The sequence below is a fragment of the Vibrio sp. SS-MA-C1-2 genome (assembly GCF_021513135.1).
Lineage (GTDB): Bacteria > Pseudomonadota > Gammaproteobacteria > Enterobacterales > Vibrionaceae.
Window position 1 is genome coordinate 159,256 of sequence record NZ_CP090981.1, and the last position, 19,087, is coordinate 178,342.

General features: G+C 40.9%; 14 protein-coding genes, 8 tRNA genes and 2 pseudogenes. 1 reads left to right on the forward strand and 23 read right to left on the reverse strand.

Annotated elements, in window-relative coordinates; genetic code table 11:
- Positions 1 to 7 precede the first annotated feature (7 nt).
- The 15 genes from oadA to pncC all read right to left on the reverse strand — a co-directional run bounded on the left by oadA (position 8) and on the right by pncC (position 9,852).
- On the reverse strand, positions 8 to 1,834 hold the full coding sequence (gene oadA, locus L0B53_RS05255; RefSeq protein WP_235061103.1) for a sodium-extruding oxaloacetate decarboxylase subunit alpha: 1,827 nt from the start codon (positions 1,832 to 1,834) through the stop codon (positions 8 to 10).
- 53 nt (positions 1,835 to 1,887) lie between these two features.
- Entirely contained in the window at positions 1,888 to 2,124 is a 237-nt protein-coding gene (locus tag L0B53_RS05260) for an OadG family protein (RefSeq protein WP_235061104.1), read from the reverse strand.
- Between the two features lie 169 nt (positions 2,125 to 2,293).
- A tRNA-Arg gene (locus tag L0B53_RS05265) sits at positions 2,294 to 2,370 on the reverse strand.
- A 103-nt stretch (positions 2,371 to 2,473) separates the two neighbouring features.
- Positions 2,474 to 2,550: transfer RNA gene (locus L0B53_RS05270), tRNA-Arg, on the reverse strand.
- Between the two features lie 102 nt (positions 2,551 to 2,652).
- Positions 2,653 to 2,729 (reverse strand) — tRNA-Arg (locus L0B53_RS05275).
- A 91-nt stretch (positions 2,730 to 2,820) separates the two neighbouring features.
- Positions 2,821 to 2,897: transfer RNA gene (locus L0B53_RS05280), tRNA-Arg, on the reverse strand.
- Between the two features lie 22 nt (positions 2,898 to 2,919).
- A tRNA-Ser gene (locus L0B53_RS05285) sits at positions 2,920 to 3,012 on the reverse strand.
- Positions 3,013 to 3,020: 8 nt separating this feature from the next.
- Positions 3,021 to 3,097 (reverse strand) — tRNA-Arg (locus L0B53_RS05290).
- A gap of 62 nt (positions 3,098 to 3,159) precedes the next feature.
- Positions 3,160 to 3,236: transfer RNA gene (locus L0B53_RS05295), tRNA-Arg, on the reverse strand.
- 15 nt (positions 3,237 to 3,251) lie between these two features.
- A tRNA-Ser gene (locus L0B53_RS05300) sits at positions 3,252 to 3,344 on the reverse strand.
- Between the two features lie 511 nt (positions 3,345 to 3,855).
- Complete coding sequence (gene csrA / locus L0B53_RS05305) at positions 3,856 to 4,053, reverse strand: carbon storage regulator CsrA (RefSeq protein WP_235061105.1); 198 nt, start codon at positions 4,051 to 4,053, stop codon at positions 3,856 to 3,858.
- 647 nt (positions 4,054 to 4,700) lie between these two features.
- A complete protein-coding gene (gene alaS / locus L0B53_RS05310; RefSeq protein ID WP_235061106.1) occupies positions 4,701 to 7,283 on the reverse strand; it encodes an alanine--tRNA ligase in 2,583 nt (860 codons plus the stop codon).
- Between the two features lie 355 nt (positions 7,284 to 7,638).
- Positions 7,639 to 8,079 carry a recombination regulator RecX gene (recX, locus tag L0B53_RS05315; RefSeq protein WP_235061107.1) on the reverse strand — a complete coding sequence of 147 codons (441 nt, stop codon included), beginning with the start codon at positions 8,077 to 8,079 and terminating at the stop codon, positions 7,639 to 7,641.
- Positions 8,080 to 8,118: 39 nt separating this feature from the next.
- Positions 8,119 to 9,162 (reverse strand): recombinase RecA, encoded by a 1,044-nt coding sequence (recA, locus tag L0B53_RS05320; protein WP_235061108.1) that lies wholly within the window; start codon positions 9,160 to 9,162, stop codon positions 8,119 to 8,121.
- A 183-nt stretch (positions 9,163 to 9,345) separates the two neighbouring features.
- The gene (gene pncC / locus L0B53_RS05325; protein ID WP_235061109.1) at positions 9,346 to 9,852 is read right to left on the reverse strand and encodes a nicotinamide-nucleotide amidase; all 507 of its coding nucleotides are present in this window, start codon (positions 9,850 to 9,852) and stop codon (positions 9,346 to 9,348) included.
- Positions 9,853 to 10,197: 345 nt separating this feature from the next.
- Here pncC and mutS point away from each other — a divergent pair.
- Positions 10,198 to 12,828: pseudogene (gene mutS / locus L0B53_RS05330) on the forward strand (DNA mismatch repair protein MutS); the annotation flags it as partial.
- Between the two features lie 227 nt (positions 12,829 to 13,055).
- Here mutS and rpoS read toward each other — a convergent pair.
- From rpoS to ftsB, 8 genes and pseudogenes are all read right to left on the reverse strand, one after another.
- On the reverse strand, positions 13,056 to 13,991 hold the full coding sequence (gene rpoS, locus L0B53_RS05335; RefSeq protein WP_235061110.1) for an RNA polymerase sigma factor RpoS: 936 nt from the start codon (positions 13,989 to 13,991) through the stop codon (positions 13,056 to 13,058).
- A 47-nt stretch (positions 13,992 to 14,038) separates the two neighbouring features.
- Positions 14,039 to 14,908: a peptidoglycan DD-metalloendopeptidase family protein gene (locus L0B53_RS05340; RefSeq protein ID WP_235061111.1), complete on the reverse strand. Its 870-nt coding sequence runs from the start codon at positions 14,906 to 14,908 to the stop codon at positions 14,039 to 14,041.
- 27 nt (positions 14,909 to 14,935) lie between these two features.
- Positions 14,936 to 15,565 carry a protein-L-isoaspartate(D-aspartate) O-methyltransferase gene (locus L0B53_RS05345; RefSeq protein WP_235061112.1) on the reverse strand — a complete coding sequence of 210 codons (630 nt, stop codon included), beginning with the start codon at positions 15,563 to 15,565 and terminating at the stop codon, positions 14,936 to 14,938.
- Positions 15,553 to 16,332, reverse strand: coding sequence for a 5'/3'-nucleotidase SurE (surE, locus tag L0B53_RS05350; protein WP_235061115.1), 780 nt, complete (start codon positions 16,330 to 16,332; stop codon positions 15,553 to 15,555). The genes L0B53_RS05345 and surE overlap by 13 nt, the downstream gene beginning before the upstream one ends.
- Before the next feature lie 2 nt (positions 16,333 to 16,334).
- Positions 16,335 to 17,381, reverse strand: coding sequence for a tRNA pseudouridine(13) synthase TruD (gene truD, locus L0B53_RS05355; RefSeq protein ID WP_235061116.1), 1,047 nt, complete (start codon positions 17,379 to 17,381; stop codon positions 16,335 to 16,337).
- The gene (gene ispF / locus L0B53_RS05360) at positions 17,381 to 17,860 is read right to left on the reverse strand and encodes a 2-C-methyl-D-erythritol 2,4-cyclodiphosphate synthase (RefSeq protein WP_235061117.1); all 480 of its coding nucleotides are present in this window, start codon (positions 17,858 to 17,860) and stop codon (positions 17,381 to 17,383) included. The genes truD and ispF overlap by 1 nt, the downstream gene beginning before the upstream one ends.
- A gap of 12 nt (positions 17,861 to 17,872) precedes the next feature.
- Positions 17,873 to 18,558, reverse strand: a pseudogene (gene ispD / locus L0B53_RS05365) (2-C-methyl-D-erythritol 4-phosphate cytidylyltransferase).
- 123 nt (positions 18,559 to 18,681) lie between these two features.
- Positions 18,682 to 18,984 (reverse strand): cell division protein FtsB, encoded by a 303-nt coding sequence (gene ftsB / locus L0B53_RS05370; RefSeq protein WP_235061118.1) that lies wholly within the window; start codon positions 18,982 to 18,984, stop codon positions 18,682 to 18,684.
- Between the last annotated feature and the right edge of the window lie 103 nt (positions 18,985 to 19,087).

The following is a 19,087-nucleotide window of genomic DNA, read 5'->3' on the forward strand; positions in this document are numbered from 1 at the left end:
TATACCCTTATGTGATTGTAAGAAGTGGAGAACCGACAGAAACGCTCTCTCCTTCCTTAATATGTAATTGTTGAACTACACCTGCATGAGCCGCCCTCACCTCAGTTTCCATTTTCATCGCTTCAAGAATCAATAGAACTTCGCCCTCAGCGACATGCTGTTGGGGTTCAACCATCACCTTGAAAATACTGCCGGTTAGTGGTGCTAAAACAGGTTCTGCATCATGGATTGCATTGGGGTGAACTTTTTTAGTGACTGTTGGCGCTTCGGTTATCTCATTGATTGCACCTTGAGGTCCAATTTCAACATTAAATAGCTGTCCATTCACTTTCACGCTGTAATTTTCAATGCCTTGCTCAACTGAAGTATCAATATTAACAGGGGTAGCTTTAGTACTAGGCGCTGTTTTATCATTTAAGGCAACAGGTTTTGGTTCAAAAAAATCAGGATTATGGCGATGATTAAGAAAGTTAAGCCCGACTTGTGGGAAGAGTGCATAGGTTAATACATCATCAATTTCATTATCAGCTAAAGATACTGACTCCGTCTTCGATTTCTCTTTCAGCTCGGCAGTGAGAGTTTCAAGTTCATCAGCAATCAAATCAGCAGGACGACAAGTAATCTCCTCTTCTCCTGCTAATACACGTTTTTGCAATTCAGGGTTTAATTCAGCCGGTGCTCGACCATACTCCCCTTTCAAAATTCCAGCTGTCTCTTTCGTGATGCTCTTATAGCGCTCGCCAGAAAGGACATTAATTACCGCTTGAGTTCCCACGATCTGAGAGGTTGGTGTCACTAAAGGGATAAAACCTAAATCTTGGCGAACTTTGGGGATTTCAGCCAATACTTGATCCATCTTATCAGCCGCACCCTGCTCTTTTAACTGACTTTCCATATTGGTCAACATCCCCCCTGGAACTTGGGCGATTAGAATCCGTGAGTCGATTCCCTTTAGTTGTCCTTCAAATTGATGATATTTCTTACGGACTTCCCTGAAATAGTCAGCAATAGGTTCCAGAGCATTGAGGTTTAATTGAGTAGAGCGAGGTGTTTGATCTAACATTGCGACGACACTCTCTGTCGCTGCATGGCCATAAGTCTGACTCATTGAGGAAATAGCGGTATCAAGGATATCAACCCCAGCTTCAACGGCCTTAATTGCCGTTGCCATCGAAAGCCCAGTCGTCGCATGGCAATGAAGCGCCAACGGAATATCACAACTGGCTTTAATTTTTCCAATTAACGCCTCAGCTTCATAAGGTTTCAATAGACCAGACATATCTTTAATACAGAGAGAGTCACAGCCCAGATCTTCTAGCTGTTTAGCAAGATCGACCCAGCTATCTAAGGTATGTACCGGACTTGTGGTATATGAAATCGCACCTTGTGCATGAGCACCCACGTCTCTCACCGCTTGTACTGAGGTTTGAAAATTTCGCACATCATTCATGGCATCAAAAATACGGAATATATCCATGCCATTATGGTGCGCTCGCTCAACAAACTTAGTGACGACATCATCACCATAATGTCGATAACCTAATAAGTTTTGTCCACGCAGTAACATCTGCATTGGCGTTTTTGGCATCGCTTTTTTCAGTAAACGAAGACGCTCCCATGGATCTTCACCTAAATAGCGAATACAGGCATCAAATGTTGCCCCACCCCAAGTCTCTAAAGACCAGTAGCCAATATTGTCTAACTTCTCGGCTATCGGTAACATATCTTCAATTCGCATCCGAGTTGCAAACAAGGATTGATGTGCATCCCTTAATACCACATCGGTAATTGACAGTTGCTTCGGGGTATTTGAGATATTATTGTGCAGAGACATAATTTTAAACTCCTTTTATAAAATTAGTGGTTCTATCGCGACTAACTACTTTTTTATCTGTTATTTCTATACTGTTTCACTGCAACACTAATAGCTGCAACCACATCAGGAGAAAGCTCAGATTGAGTTGGAGAGGACGAATTAACCGGTATCGGTTGTAGCTCTCCAATTTTAGAGGTGATTATTTTTGTTTGAACTCTTAAAATAACAATTAATAGTGCTAAAAATAAAAAAACAACACTCATGCCAATAAGCATTAAACTTAGAGCGTCTAATAACAACGTTGCCATATTGTATCCTTACTTGCTCACATTGATTACATTTTATACATAACTATCATGATGATATTTACAAGTCAATTTTAATAATTCAAAAAAAAATACAATAATGATTATAAAAAGAGCAAAAATGGAATTTCAGGCAAAAAAAAACCCAATCGTTAGATTGGGTTTCTTAATATGGCGCGTCCTGGAGGATTCGAACCTCCGACCGCCTGGTTCGTAGCCAGGTACTCTATCCAGCTGAGCTAAGGACGCAAAAAGGTATTACGATTAAACAGATAGTGACTTAAACTAAAAATCTAATGATTTACATTAACTTCTTATTTCAATAAATGATTATCTATCTAATTTTAAATAGTGGCGCGTCCTGGAGGATTCGAACCTCCGACCGCCTGGTTCGTAGCCAGGTACTCTATCCAGCTGAGCTAAGGACGCACAAGATGTTTCAATTAAACAGACAGTTATATTAACTAAGAACCTAACAACTAGTATCAACCTCTTGTTTGATAACTCTTTGTCTCTCTAATTTTTAAATAGTGGCGCGTCCTGGAGGATTCGAACCTCCGACCGCCTGGTTCGTAGCCAGGTACTCTATCCAGCTGAGCTAAGGACGCACAAGGTGTTACTTTAGATAACGGTTAGAAACAAAAAAGCCTCCATCTAAAAAGATAGATACTTTAAAGATATTATCTAATTTTAAAAATATGGCGCGTCCTGGAGGATTCGAACCTCCGACCGCCTGGTTCGTAGCCAGGTACTCTATCCAGCTGAGCTAAGGACGCGCAGGGTGTTACTTTTAAATAATGGCGGTGAAGGAGGGATTCGAACCCTCGATACGGCTACAAACCGTATACTCCCTTAGCAGGGGAGCGCCTTCAGCCTCTCGGCCACCTCACCGCAAAATATGGCGCGTCCTGGAGGATTCGAACCTCCGACCGCCTGGTTCGTAGCCAGGTACTCTATCCAGCTGAGCTAAGGACGCATATTTTGCTATATAAAAAGTTCAGTTAGTTGCTAACTAAGAAAACTCTTTATTCTAAATTGTGGCGCGTCCTGGAGGATTCGAACCTCCGACCGCCTGGTTCGTAGCCAGGTACTCTATCCAGCTGAGCTAAGGACGCACAAGTTGCAAGAAATGGCGGTGAAGGAGGGATTCGAACCCTCGATACGGCTACAAACCGTATACTCCCTTAGCAGGGGAGCGCCTTCAGCCTCTCGGCCACCTCACCGTCTTGCGGAGGCACATATTACTGTTAGCTGAAAATAAGTCAAACACTTTTTAGTAAAAAAAAGAGATATTAAGCTTACATGCGCATTAAACAATCAAAGCGCGAGTTATTTACACAAATTTTCATTCATAACGAGATAATTATCATCTAACTCATTATCGAAAAATCATTTATTGTTAATCTGTAATGTGAAAAATATTTAATTACTTTTCGATAAACTGAAATTGTAAAAAACTATCGATTACCTTAATTTAAGATATAAACAGACTTGAAAAGTTAGATCGGGTGGAATTGGATCCAACGAAATCTCCACCTCAAATGAAGAAAATATAAAACTTATACCTAAAATAATTGGCGTTGCTAGTAGGCGGCAAGTGAGTGAGGCCCCATGAGTATAGGTTTTCTATATGATTGGGGTGAATGAATACAGCCAACAACTTAGCGACTTCAAGTATGAAGGGGATAACGGCTTATAAAAACAAAAGGCCAATCATAAGATTGGCCTCAGCGTTTAGTAATTACCTGAAACAGGTGGATTACCATTTTTTTCTGCTTGTATACGCATGTAGATTTCTTCACGGTGTACAGAAACCTCTTTTGGTGCATTTACACCGATACGTACCTGATTGCCTTTTACGCCAAGTACAGTGACAGTTACTTCATCACCAATCATTAATGTTTCACCGACACGTCGGGTTAGAATTAGCATTCTAGTGCTCCTTGAGTTAATTCTCGAATTAATAAGATTCCAATTATTACCGAAATGCAATAGGTGCATATTTCGATAAGTTACATATATCTGTAAATTTCTCCGCTCAAGAAACAGCGAGAAGTCGCGCATTATCTGAAAAAACGCTAAAAATCACAAATATTTTATTCATAATTTTTAATAATTAAGATTGCTTAACTAATCATTGATATTGCTTAAACGTTTATTTCATCTCGACATATGGTGGATTAAAATATTTTTAGCTAGTTAATAAAATAAGCTAGGATGAAATCCATTTCATATTCCTCTCAATCAACTGTCAATTTGACGATCGATATCGTGGCATACTCATATCTTACTTAGCAAATTTCAATCAGTTCAAATAAGACCTATTCAGTAGTATAGGTCATATTTTGATTCTACTTATACATCACAGAAGAATCATTACCAAGTTACCATAACAATAATATAGGTCTGATTATCATAACCTTCTATAGTTTTTACTATTGATTTGCAATTTATCTCTAATTTTTATTATATTAGCTTGGTTATCCAAGCAGTTAGCTGCCCCCTCCACAGGTTAAACTTCAACCAAATATAGAGCAGTCAGTTCACTTTTTACTACCTTTTCTTGCACTTTCTCTTGATTATAGCTTTTCTGCTAACCAAGGCGTCACACTCTCTAATGCTGTTGGTAATGCGTCAGGGTTTGTACCGCCAGCTTGTGCCATATCTGGACGACCACCACCTTTACCACCGACTTGTTGAGCTACCATGTTAACAAGCTCTCCGGCTTTCACTTTGCCGATAAGATCTTTGGTTACACCAGCAATCAAACCTACTTTACCATCCGCGTTATTGCCCAACACTACGATGCCTGAACCCAATTGATTCTTTAAATCATCAACCATGCCACGTAGCGCCTTATTATCAGCACCATCAAGCTTAGCGATAAGGACATTAACACCATTAATTTCCACTTTTTTATTGATAAGTCCCGCACTCTCTTGAGCCGCTAACTTATCTTTAAGCTGTTTGATCTCTTTTTCTAATGACTTCGCTTTCTGTTGCATCTCATCAACTTTACTCTCGGTTTGAGCTTGTTGTTGATAGAATGCAGAAATTGCCGCATCAGCTGTGACGGCTTCAATTCGACGGATACCTGCAGCAATACCGCCTTCAGATACAATCTTAAAGAGACCGATATCACCAGTACGAGTTGCGTGGATACCACCACAAAGTTCCGTAGAGAAATCACCCATTGATAACACACGAACTTGATCGTCGTATTTTTCGCCAAACAGTGCCATTGCACCTTTCGCTTTTGCCGCTTCAATGTCCATGACCTCAGTCGTTATTGCATTGTTCAAGCGAATTTGATCGTTAACAATACGCTCTACTTGCGATAACTCTTCTGGCTTAACGGCTTCAAGGTTAGAGAAGTCAAAACGTAAGCCTTCAGCCTTAACCAAAGACCCTTTCTGCGTCACATGCTCACCAAGAACTTGCTGTAGTGCTTCATGTAATAGGTGAGTGGCAGAGTGATTCAATGCACTGTTATGACGACGTACAGAATCAACAGAAGCTTCTACTTCGCTATTTGTTAGTAATGAACCTTGAGCAACTGAACCCTTATGAATAATACCGTTACCGAGCTTCTGAGTATCAGTGACAATAAACTCGCCACCCGCAGCAGAAATCGTACCAGCATCACCAACCTGACCGCCTGACTCAGCATAGAATGGCGTTGAAGTAAGAACGACTACGCCCTCTTCACCTTCGTTTAATTGGTCTACTTTTTCACCATTAAGGTAAAGCTCAGCCACCGTTACTTTATCAGACTCTTGGGTGTAACCCGTAAACTCAGACTCAGTCTCAACTTTTAGTGCTTCATTGTAATCAGTCCCAAAGTTACCTGCTTGACGAGCACGTTCACGCTGCGCTGTCATTGCTGCTTCAAAGCCATCTTCATCAATAGTAAAGCCGCGCTCACGAGCAACATCATTGGTTAAATCAGCAGGGAAACCGTAAGTATCATAAAGTTTAAATACCGTTTCACCATCAAGCACTTTACCGTCAACTTTCTCTAATGCATCAGCAAGAATCGCCATTCCTCGATCAAGTGTTCGGCTGAAATTTTCTTCTTCAATTTTCAGAACTTTTTCAACTAACTCTTGTTGCTTCTTAAGCTCAGTACCGGCAGTGCCCATCACTTCAGCAAGAGTGCCCACAAGCTTATAGAAGAATGCATCCGTTGCGCCTAATTTATTACCATGACGAACCGCACGGCGAATAATACGACGTAATACATAGCCACGGCCTTCGTTTGACGGCATAACACCATCAACGATTAAAAATGCACATGAGCGAATATGGTCAGCCACAACGCGTAAAGATTGATTGTCTAGATCGTCAGTACCAATCACTTTAGCAGCCGCTTTGATCAATGTTTGGAAGACATCGATTTCGTAATTTGAGTGAACATTTTGCATAATTGCAGAGATACGCTCAATTCCCATCCCTGTATCAACAGATGGCTTAGGTAGCGGCTCCATTGTACCGTCAGATTGACGATTGAACTGCATAAATACGTTGTTCCAGATTTCGATGAAACGGTCACCATCTTCTTCTGGTGTACCTGGACGTCCACCCCAAATGTGATCACCATGATCATAGAAAATCTCAGAACATGGACCACAAGGGCCTGTATCACCCATCTGCCAGAAGTTATCAGATTCAAAAGGTTTACCACCCTCTTTATCTCCAATACGGATGATACGATCAGCTGGAATACCCATTTCTTTATTCCAAATTTCAAACGCTTCATCATCAGTTTGATAGATCGTCACTAATAGACGCTCTTGTGGCAGCTTTAGGGTTTCAGTTAAAAATTCCCATGCAAATTTAATCGCATCTTGCTTGAAGTAGTCTCCAAAGCTAAAGTTACCAAGCATTTCAAAAAATGTGTGGTGACGAGCAGTAAAACCAACGTTTTCTAAATCGTTATGCTTACCACCAGCACGAACACAGCGCTGAGCCGTAGTTGCACGGTTATAATTGCGTTTTTCAATGCCAAGAAAAACATCTTTAAACTGGTTCATTCCCGCATTAGTAAACAGTAATGTTGGATCATTAGCTGGAACCAGTGAAGAACTAGGAACAATCTGATGTCCCTTACTCTCAAAGAATTCTAGAAATGCGCGACGGATCTCTTCTGTGGTCATGTACATTGGCTATTCCTGACTCTGCTCGTGTTTAATCTATTAAATGTGGTGGGCATTCCCGCCACAACTCATCGATACGCCATTGTTGGCTTAATCGCGATGATTCTATGACAAATTATATACTCAAGATAATTGGAGTTATTAGTCGGTGACAAGTGAATGAGTCCCCACGTGTATAGATATACTATATGATTGGGACGAACGAGTGCAGCCAACAACCTAGCAACTTCAAATATGAAGAATATAAGTAAGATAAATTTTCTGGCGCTAATTGTAAAATAACTAGGCAGTAAGGGGGAGTGTTTATCGAAATAAAAATCAAATTTAACGGCAAAAGCGGAATAATTAGGGCAATTATCCGTTAATCTTCGCCATTTAAAGCATAATTGATTTGATCAAAGTTGAATCCTCTCGATTGTAAAAAGCGGATCCGACGAGCTTTCTCTTTATCTGAGTCAATTTCGCGACTAAATCGACGCGCTAAAGTCTCTTTGGCTAACTCAAACCAGTCTTGATCATTCTCTTGTGTCGCTATTTCTATGATCTGGTTTTCAACGCCTTTCTGTTTTAAGGTCTGTTTGATACGATATAAACCATGGCCTTTGCTAATCCCTGATCGTACAACTAACTCACTATAGCGACCATCATCAAGCCAACGATGCTCAAAACAGAACAAAATCGCCTCATCAATCTCTGATGAAGCGAAATCACGAGTTTGAAGCTTAGTTCTAAGTTCGTACTCACTGTGGTCACGGCGAGATAAAATATTCACCGCGACCTGTTTAGCTGTCAGCTTAACCATATTACTCTGAACTTAAAGCGCTAAAGCGACAAGATAGATTTAAAATGCTTCACCATCTTTTGCTGCTGCTTTATCATCAGCGCTCTCTTCTACTGGCTTAGTCAATAAGTTCGCTCGTAGTGTTGTATCAATTTCATTGGCAATTTCAGGGTGGTCTTTTAAAAACTGAGAAGCATTGGCTTTACCTTGACCAATCTTATCGCCTTTATATGAGTACCATGCACCTGCTTTTTCAACTAGTTTCTCTTTGACGCCAAGGTCAACCAGCTCACCGTAACGGTTAAAGCCTTGACCATATAAGATTTGTGTTTCAGCCTGTCTAAATGGTGCGGCAATCTTGTTTTTAACCACTTTAATACGTGTTTCGTTGCCCACAACTTCATCGCCGCTCTTCACTGCACCTGTACGACGGATATCTAAACGAACAGAAGCATAGAATTTAAGCGCATTACCACCTGTTGTTGTTTCTGGATTACCAAACATCACACCAATCTTCATACGGATCTGGTTGATGAAGATACACATACAGTTTGATTGTTTTAGGTTACCGGTTAATTTACGCATTGCCTGACTTAACATACGAGCCTGAAGACCCATATGGCTATCACCCATCTCACCTTCAATTTCAGCTTTGGGTGTTAATGCCGCAACGGAATCGATAACCATGACATCAACAGCACCAGAACGAGCTAAAGCATCACAAATCTCTAGTGCTTGTTCACCGGTATCAGGCTGAGAAACTAATAAAGTATCAACATCCACACCCAGTTTTTTTGCATAGATAGGATCAAGGGCATGCTCAGCATCGATAAAAGCACAGGTTTTACCTGAACGCTGAGCGGCAGCAATAACTTCTAAAGTTAATGTTGTTTTACCTGAAGATTCTGGACCATAGATTTCAACAATACGTCCCATTGGAAGACCACCCGCACCCAGTGCGATATCTAGAGATAAAGAGCCTGTTGATACAGTTTCAATATCCATAGTACGGTTGTCACCCAACTTCATAATCGAGCCTTTACCAAACTGTTTTTCAATTTGGCTAAGTGCTGCGTCTAACGCTTTTTGCTTATTGCTATCCATGTGATGCTCCAATGAGAAACTTAAATATTCTGACAGTTAATTGAAGTATACTGTCTATTCATACAGTGTCTAGTGTTAAATCAATTTTTTTAACGATTAACTGAATTAATAATAGTTTGTAAATGACTTTTATTATAGTTAAAAATTTAAATTATAATTTTTAATCAATTGATTTTATAAGATTTAACTCATTGACTCACTGATAACCACCAGCCCATTTAATGCTTCGACTACCGCCTGATAACGTACCACTTTCCGATCACCTTCGAGCAATAAACAGCGACTAATGACTTGACCATTTCGTGCTGCCCAAGCAAACCAGACTGTTCCTACAGGCTTATTCTCTGTACCACCACCAGGACCAGCAATACCACTAATTGCTACCGATATATCACCATTAGAGTGACGGAGTGCTCCTATCGCCATCTCTTCAACAACCGACTGACTCACGGCTCCATGGTCAACTAATGTTTGATGTTGTACGCCAAGCATCTGCTCTTTTGCTTGGTTAGTATAAGTGACAAAGCTACGATCGAACCAAGCAGAACTCCCCGAGATATCCGTAATAGCAGAAGCAACCCCACCGCCAGTGCAAGACTCTGCCGTTACAGCAACCAAATGATGTTGCGCTAAATATTTTCCTAAATGTTCACTCGCTTGCTCAATTTGTTGTTGATAATCACTCATCATTTATCTCCTATTTCATCACAGTATATATATCCTTCTTACTTGAAGTTGCTTGGTTGTTGGCTATATTCATTCGCCCCAATCATATAGAAAACCTAGACTCATGGGGCCTCATTCACTTGCCGCCTACTAGCAACTCCAATTACTTTGGGTATAAGAAATATCTTACTTACCTTTCTCTGCCTGATCTTATCACACACGATTGATTTTGTTGCTTGCTATCAGAGCACAAAAACGTATCCTTAACCTTGCCGTTTTTGGTAAGATATCAACCTTCAACGCTTTATTGATTCTTTGTTGATTATTTATTAACTCCTTGCAATAAATAGGCCCAATACTTTGACCGCTCAATCTCTCGCACAACATACTCCGATGATGCAACAGTACCTGAAACTTAAAGCCCCGCACCCTGACGTGTTGATGTTTTATCGTATGGGTGATTTTTATGAGCTCTTTTTTGACGATGCGAGACGTGCTTCTCAATTATTAGAGATTTCATTAACTAAGCGCGGTAAAACTAACGGTGAGCCAATTCCTATGGCAGGGGTTCCTTATCATGCCGTTGAAGGCTATTTAGCCAAGTTGGTACAGATGGGCGAGTCTGTCGCGATCTGTGAGCAGATTGGTGATCCTGCCACCAGCAAAGGCCCTGTTGAGCGTAAAGTAGTCCGAATTATTACCCCTGGTACGGTCAGTGATGAAGCGCTATTACCAGAAAAACAAGATAACTTACTTGCGGCAATTTATCACCAAAAAGGGCGATTCGGTTATGCGACACTAGATATTACATCCGGTCGTTTTCAGCTTTCAGAACCGAAAGATCAAGAAGCGATGTTAGCGGAATTACAGCGAACATCCCCTGTTGAACTGTTATTTCCTGAAGAGTTTACTGAGATCCAATTACTTGAGAGTCGTGTGGGTAATCGACGACGCCCAGAATGGGAATTTGATATAGCCACCGCAAAGAAACAGTTAACTCAGCAGTTTGGCACTCGTGATCTAGTCGGTTTTGGTGTTGAGGATGCAGATCTGGGTTTAGCCGCAGCAGGGTGTTTAATACAGTATGTCAAAGATACTCAGCGTACAGCTCTTCCACATATCCGTTCGATTACCATGGATAAGCAAGATAATACGGTTATTTTGGATGCTGCTACACGCCGTAATTTGGAATTAACCATCAATCTCGCGGGAACCTACGATAACACCCTTGCTGAGATCCTAGACCATACTGTTACCTCGATGGGAAGCCGATTATTAAAGCGTTGGATCCATCGCCCTATTCGTGATCATCATCAGTTAAATCAACGTTTAGATGTTATTGAAGAGCTGCAACAACAGATGCTATTTAGCGAGATTGCTGCCGTACTTCGTCAAATTGGCGATATTGAGCGGATCTTAGCGCGTCTTGCTTTGCGCTCAGCTCGACCTCGAGATCTTGCTCGTCTCCGTAATGCATTGCAACAGTTACCTGAGCTACAAACTCTGTTATCTGAGTTCTCTCACTCTCACCTCAAACAGTTAGCTGTTGACGCTGCGCCAATGGATTCACTGTGCCAATTATTGGTTAATGCTGTTAAAGAGAATCCGCCAGTGGTGCTTCGTGATGGTGGCGTCATTGCTGAACACTATAATGCCGAACTGGATCAGTGGCGAGCACTGGCACAAGGTGCAACAGATTACCTTGATGAGCTTGAAATAAGGGAGCGTGAGCAGACCGGTATTGATAGCCTCAAAGTGGGTTACAACAATGTTCATGGTTATTTTATTCAAATTAGCCGTGGTCAAAGTCATCAAGCTCCCGCACACTATGTTCGTCGTCAAACATTGAAAAATGCCGAACGTTACATTATCCCTGAGCTAAAAGAACATGAAGATAAAGTTCTGCAATCTAAATCTAAAGCACTGGCCTTAGAAAAACAGCTTTGGGAAGATCTTTTTGATCAACTACTTCCTCACTTAGCTGAACTACAATTGGCTGCCGCAGCTTTATCGGAATTAGATGTGTTAACCAATCTGGCTGAACGTGCAGAAAGCCTGCAGTATTGTCGTCCAACGTTTACTGAAGAGACGGGGATCAAGATTGTGGCGGGTCGTCACCCAGTGGTTGAGCAGGTCATGAATGATCCCTTTATTGCCAACCCAATAGATCTCTCTCCTAAACGACGTATGTTGATTATTACCGGTCCAAATATGGGGGGTAAATCAACGTATATGAGACAGACAGCCCTGATCGCTTTAATGGCTCACATTGGCTCATTTGTCCCTGCTGATTCTGTATCTATCGGCTCAATTGATCGTATATTTACTCGAATTGGTGCATCAGATGATCTGGCATCGGGTCGTTCAACGTTTATGGTTGAGATGACTGAAACGGCGAATATTCTTCATAATGCGACATCGAAAAGCTTAGTGCTAATGGATGAGATCGGACGAGGAACCAGTACTTATGATGGATTATCTCTCGCGTGGGCCAGTGCTGAATGGTTAGCTGAAAAAATTCAAGCATTAACCTTATTTGCGACTCATTATTTTGAGTTAACTGAGCTACCACAAAGTATTGATGGGTTAGCCAATGTTCATTTAGATGCTTTAGAGCATAACGATGAAATTGCCTTTATGCATACCGTCCAAGAGGGAGCAGCGAGTAAATCGTATGGCTTAGCGGTTGCAAGTCTTGCCGGTGTTCCCAAGCAGGTCATTAGTAAAGCAAAAAATAAATTAGCGCAATTAGAGTCTCATGGCACTATCGAAGAACAAGATAAGGCAGTAGCAAATAAAGCCAAAACTAAGACAAAAAAAGCACAAGACTCAAATACTAAAATGGGCAGTAAAAGTGTCGATCCAAGTAACCAACTCGATCTACTTAGTCTTTATCACAGTGATGTTGAAGATGCGCTTCGAAGTGTCAACCCTGATGAGATGACACCGAGAGATGCCCTTAATGAGCTATACCGTTTAAAGGCATTACTAGGTAAATAGAGCCTATATACCCTTCATACTTGAAGTCGCTAGGTTGTTGGCTGTACTCGTTCGCCCCAATCATATAATACACCTATACTCATGGGGCCTCACTTGCTTGCTGCCTACTAGCAACTCCAATTATTTTAGGTATATATAAAATAAACGAATAAGAGTGTCGATAAAAACTGAAAAGGATTGATCTAAGATCAATCCTTTTTTAATGGTATTTTAAGTTGAGCTTTATCTTACTCTTCAAAAAGCGTCTCAATACTTAACCCTTGCTTAGTCAGGATCCCTTTTAACTGCTTCAAACCTTCAACTTGGATCTGACGTACTCGTTCTCGAGTCAAACCGATCTCTTCACCAATTCGTTCTAAGGTGGTTGCTTCATAACCTAACAAGCCAAATCGACGAGCAAGTACTTCTTTCTGTTTTGGATTTAATTCTGATAGCCAATCAATAATCGAGGCTTTAATATCATCATCTTGGGTACATCCCTCAGGGCCAACATGACGATCATCCGCAATAACATCGAGCAGACCGGTCTCATTTTCACTACTGACAGCGCTATCGACAGAGCTGATACGTTCATTGAGTTTTAGTAAATGGGAGACTTCATCAACCGGTTTATCTAGTTGGGTGGCGATCTCTTTCGCGGTAGGACTATGATCCAATTTTTGAGAAAGTTCCCGTGCAGTGCGAAGATAAACATTCAGCTCTTTTACGACATGGATAGGAAGACGAATGGTGCGACTTTGATTCATGATCGCCCGCTCAATGGTTTGTCGGATCCACCATGTTGCGTAAGTTGAAAATCGAAAGCCCCGTTCCGGATCAAACTTTTCAACCGCACGAATTAAACCAATATTTCCCTCTTCGATTAAATCTAGTAGCGCTAAACCTCGATGATGATAACGACGAGAGATTTTGACAACTAAACGGAGATTACTTTCGATCATACGTTGGCGAGCGGCTTTATCTCCTCGTAAGGCACGACGGGCATAAAGCACCTCTTCATCGGCAGAAAGCAGAGGTGTAAAGCCAATTTCACTAAGATAAAGTTTGGTTGGATCAGAGGCGATAGAAGAGTTCGTTGTAAAGCTGTCAGATCCTGACTTTGAACCTTTCAGAGATTGATCAAATTGATTATCAGTTGAAGTAGCTGTATTGGTACGGCGCATAAGTGGATCCCTCTTTCAAGTTACCTAACCCATCTAATCAGCCGATCCTAGGGTAAATACCTCGTTGGATTGACTGACTTACCTTTATATCGAATTTCAAAATGTAATCGAATATCAGTTGTTCCGCTACGACCCATTAATCCGATCTTTTGACCGGCTTTAATTGACTGATTTTCCTTAACCAAGATCCGCTCATTATGAGCATAAGCTGTAAGGTAATCTTCATTATGCTTAATGATGATTAGGTTTCCATATCCCCTTAGTGCATTACCTGCATAAACAACTTTACCGGCAGCAGCCGCATTTATCGCTTGCCCACGTCTGCCTGTTATATCAATGCCTTTATTGCCCTGCTCTGATGAAGAGAAACGAGCAATAATCTTACCGGTTGTCGGCCAAACCCATTTATCAACTTTGCCTGACTTGGTTGTCACAACAGGGTCAATAGGCTTAGTTACCGACTTGTTAACATTTTGTTTGCTTTGTTGAGCGTACTCTTTTGCTTGATTAGGATCAACTTTTTTCTGATCTTTTTGCACTGGTTTCACTGCAACAGGTTTGGTTGTCGGAGCTTTAACAACAATGACAGGCTTAGATTTCGGTTGGCTTTTTGGCTTAGGTCTAGGCTTTACATAAGGCTTAGCAGGACGAGGAGCCCAGAGTTTAAGCTTGTCTCCAGGATAGATTGTATAGGGCGATCTTAGTCGATTATAACTGACAATTTGTTGAACACTCTTACCTGTCACATAACTAATAAAGTAGAGGGTTTCGCCTTTTTTAACTTGATAATAACTGCCTCGATAACTTCCTTTTTGAATTTGGCCATAATCAGGACCAATACCAGAAACAGGAGCAGGACCACTAGAACTACAACCTCCCAGCAGCAGCAAACTGCAACTGAGAAAAAGATATTTCATTCTGTTTCCTGCTCTCATCATAAAACCTTAAGCTAACTCACCAGCCACTAGAGGCACAAAGCGAACATCTTCGATATCTTCCGATAGAAAACGCTCACCTTTCCTAGTGATCTTTTTTAATACCTGTTGATCATTGCCAACGGGAATAATTAAACGGCCACCATCATTGAGCTGCTCAAGCAAAGCTAATGGAATTGTGGCTGCGGCTGCCGTTACGATAATCGCATCAAACGCACCTTTACTGCGCCACCCTTCCCAACCATCAGCATGACGAGTTGAAACATTGTAGATATCAAGCTGTTTAAGCCGGCGTTTAGCGACCATTTGTAAGGTTTTAATTCGCTCTACCGAATAAACATGCTCAACAAGTTGAGCAAGAATCGCAGTTTGATAACCCGAACCAGTTCCAATCTCCAGCAATTTCGTTTTTGGGGTAAGATCAAGCAACTCAGTCATTTTTGCCACAATATAGGGCTGTGATATCGTCTGACCTGAGCTGATCGGTAAGGCATTATTATCATAGGCTTGATGAGCAAATGCAGGTTCAACAAATTGATGTCGAGGTACTGTCGCCACTGCCCGTAACACCTGAATATCAGTGATGCCTTGTTGTTGCAAAAAGGACACTAATGTGTCCATTGCACTCACTGCTTGCATGATAATTGATTCTCCTTACTCTCTAACCACTGTGCCACTTTCGCTATATCTTCATATGCCGTTAAATCTATCTTTATCGGGGTAATAGAAACATAATTATTCTCTATCGCAGTAAAGTCACTATTCGCCTGTTCTTTATTAATCTGAACAGTAATACCTTTACCAGCAGCACCAATCCAGTAAGCGTCTTCACCACGAGGATCTCGCTGCTTCACCATATTCAAAATATGTTCTCTTTGACCTTGATGAGTAACTTTCACTCCTGCCCATTCAGAACGTGGACAACTAGGAATATTAATATTTAAAATTCTATCCGTTGGCAAGGGAGTAGATTGAATATTTAACACCAATTCTCGAATATAGTTCGCCGCATCAGAAAAGTTACCTCGTCCAACCAAAGAGACAGCTATCGAAGGGACACCAAAAAGATACCCTTCTGTGGCCGCGGCAACCGTACCGGAATAGATCATGTCATCCCCTAAATTCGCGCCATGATTAATGCCAGAAATCAATAGATCAGGTTTATTTTCAAAGACTTCATTAAGAGCAAAATGAATACAGTCTGCAGGATTCCCTTGAACAGAATAGATCTTATCTTCGATCTGACGAGCTTTTAAAGGCATTTCTAACGTTAACGAGTTAGAAACGCCACTTTTATTACGATCGGGAGCTACAATCGTCACATCAGCAATATCTGAAAGTGCGGCGGCTAAAGTATTTATTCCTACAGAAAACACACCATCATCATTACTTAATAAGATCTTCAAACTTATTCCTCAGTCTCTTTAATCAACATCAGCTCGCGAACAACAGACGTTGCAAACGAGCCAGCTGGAAGAGAAAAGTTTAGTTGTAAACAATCATCTCCATGCTGTGTCCAACTTAACTCTTGCAATTGTAGCAACAACTCTCTGCGCTCTTGACGCATACGGTTATCACGGATTAAAGCCAATAACTCGGGTTCCTGCTCAATGATCGATAACTCTAACTTTTCAGCATCATCTTTAGTCGGTAACTGATTATCACCCGTTAAAGGACCTGTAATGTCAGCCGTATTATTATTGACTTGAGTTTGTAGACAATCTAGATTCTCCGCGGTTGCTAATGTTCCACGATGATCGGTTTCCGATTGTAATAGATCCCCCAATAACACTTGTTCTACTGTATCATCGGTTAGGCGTTGAGAAAGAATCTGATTAAAGATCCAAGATCGAGCAGCAGAAAGGTAGAAACTTCGCTTACTTTTATCTCGAATATTAATTTCTTTACTGCCCCAACGACGTGCTTGAACCACATTATTACCTTGATGACCAAAACGCTGTTCACCAAAATAGTTAGGGACTCCACGCTCTTTTACTTGCTCAACACGTTGGATAATATCTTCAATTTTATCGACTTGAGTCAAATGAAGTTCAAAACTATTTCCGACTAAATCCCCTGGGCGAAGTTTTTTGTCATGACGGGCAGTTTCTAATACTTCAATTCCGGGGTGTGTGGCGACAAACTCTGTCAAATCAGGATCATCTTTACCCGGCAAATGCACACTTAACCACTGTTCAGTGACGGCATGGCGATCTTTAAGACCAGCCCAGCTGACATCTCTCGATTTGACGCCACAAAATTTACCGAGTTCATTAACCACGTACTTGGTATTTTCTCCTACTTTACGGATCTTCACCATAAAGTGTTCACCTCGGTTGGCAAATTCAAAACCTAATTGCTCTTTTACTACAAAGTGTTCAGGCAACTGTTTAATTAACCCAGCCGCAACAGGCTTACCTAACATAAAAGCAAAATTATCAAATGAAATAGTCATTAATTATCCTTACAAATCAGAGCAACCGCTTCACAGGCGATTCCTTCTTTGCGGCCAGTAAAGCCTAAACGTTCAGTAGTGGTCGCTTTCACATTAACATTATCCATATCGGTCATCAAATCAGTCGCTATGGCTTGACGCATTGATTCAATGTAAGGAGCCATTTTCGGAGCCTGAGCAATAATAGTGACATCGACATTGCCAACTTTATAACCTTTATCTTTCACTGAATTAAACACCGACTTTAATAGATCTCGGCTATTTGCACCTTTCCATTTCTCATCTGTATCAGGAAAATGTTTACCAATATCTCCGGCGGCAATCGCGCCTAATAACGCATCACAAAGTGCATGAAGCGCGACATCACCATCAGAGTGCGCAATAAGACCTTGTGAATAAGGAATAGCAACACCACCGATAATAACCGGACCTTCACCACCAAACTTATGGACATCAAAACCATGACCTATACGAATCATTTTACTGCCTTATTATTTAATATTTTGAGATAGAAAGAAGGTTGCTAATGCTAAATCTTCCGGTTCCGTTATTTTAATATTATCACTATAGCCTTTAACCAATTTCGGAGCCTCACCTATCGATTCAATCGCAGAAGCTTCATCAGTAATTATCGTCCCTTTTTCCATCGCCAGCTCTAATGCGTTAATCAATTTTTTCACTGGAAACATCTGTGGAGTTAAAGCGTGCCAAAGATCAACACGATCAATCGTGGTTGAAATCCTATCTTGATCACCTCGTTTCATGGTATCACGCACAGGATAAGCCAGAATCCCCCCGCTGAGTGAGAGCCTGCTTCCTCAATTAAATGGTCAATATCCGAAAGACGAACACAAGGACGAGCGGCATCATGCACCATAACCCAATCTGTTTTCACTTGATATAAACCGGCCAATACGGAGTCTGCTCGCTCTTTACCGCCAATGACAGTTTTAACATTGGCATAGTCTTTTAACGGAAGACCAATGTAATGGGGATCATCTGCGCTAATAGAGATAATAACTCGATCAATTTGAGGGTGTGTGAGCAGCTTATCGACAGTATGCTGCAAGATAGTTTTCTCGTTAATCGTTAAGTATTGCTTTGGCTTCTCAGCTTTCATTCTACTGCCAATCCCTGCTGCAGGAACTACGGCGGTTATTTGGGTTTTATTATTCATGTGAGGCAACTGTTTATCTAAAATAATATTAAGTACAAATGATGATTAACTCTCGGTATACCCTTCTGACTTGAAACTGCTTAGTATAATGGCTAATGATGAGAGACGTTTTATCAATTTAGCTTACCGTTCTTTATCAAACCAAGTTGAGTTCTTATCTGAAATAATACGGTAGAAAACTTCATCTTTTTTAATTAATCCAAGCTGATTACGCGCTCGTTCTTCAATCGCTTCATCGCCAGAACGGAGATCTTTAATTTCGGCAAACATCTGTTGATTACGTTGTTTTAATAACTCATTGGCGGAAGTTTCTCTTACCACATCATTTTGTACTGCAAAGTAATCTGAAATGCCATTTTTACCATAAATGAGTGTCGCGACAAGCCAACCGACGATAATAAGTAAAAATAAATTCAATAACCGCATAATTTACCACCAATTTTCATCAAATTCAGACGCCCTTTTTATAACATGACATTTTATACTACTTTAGCATTTGCTTCTTTTGTTTTGTCATTAGAAACAAATT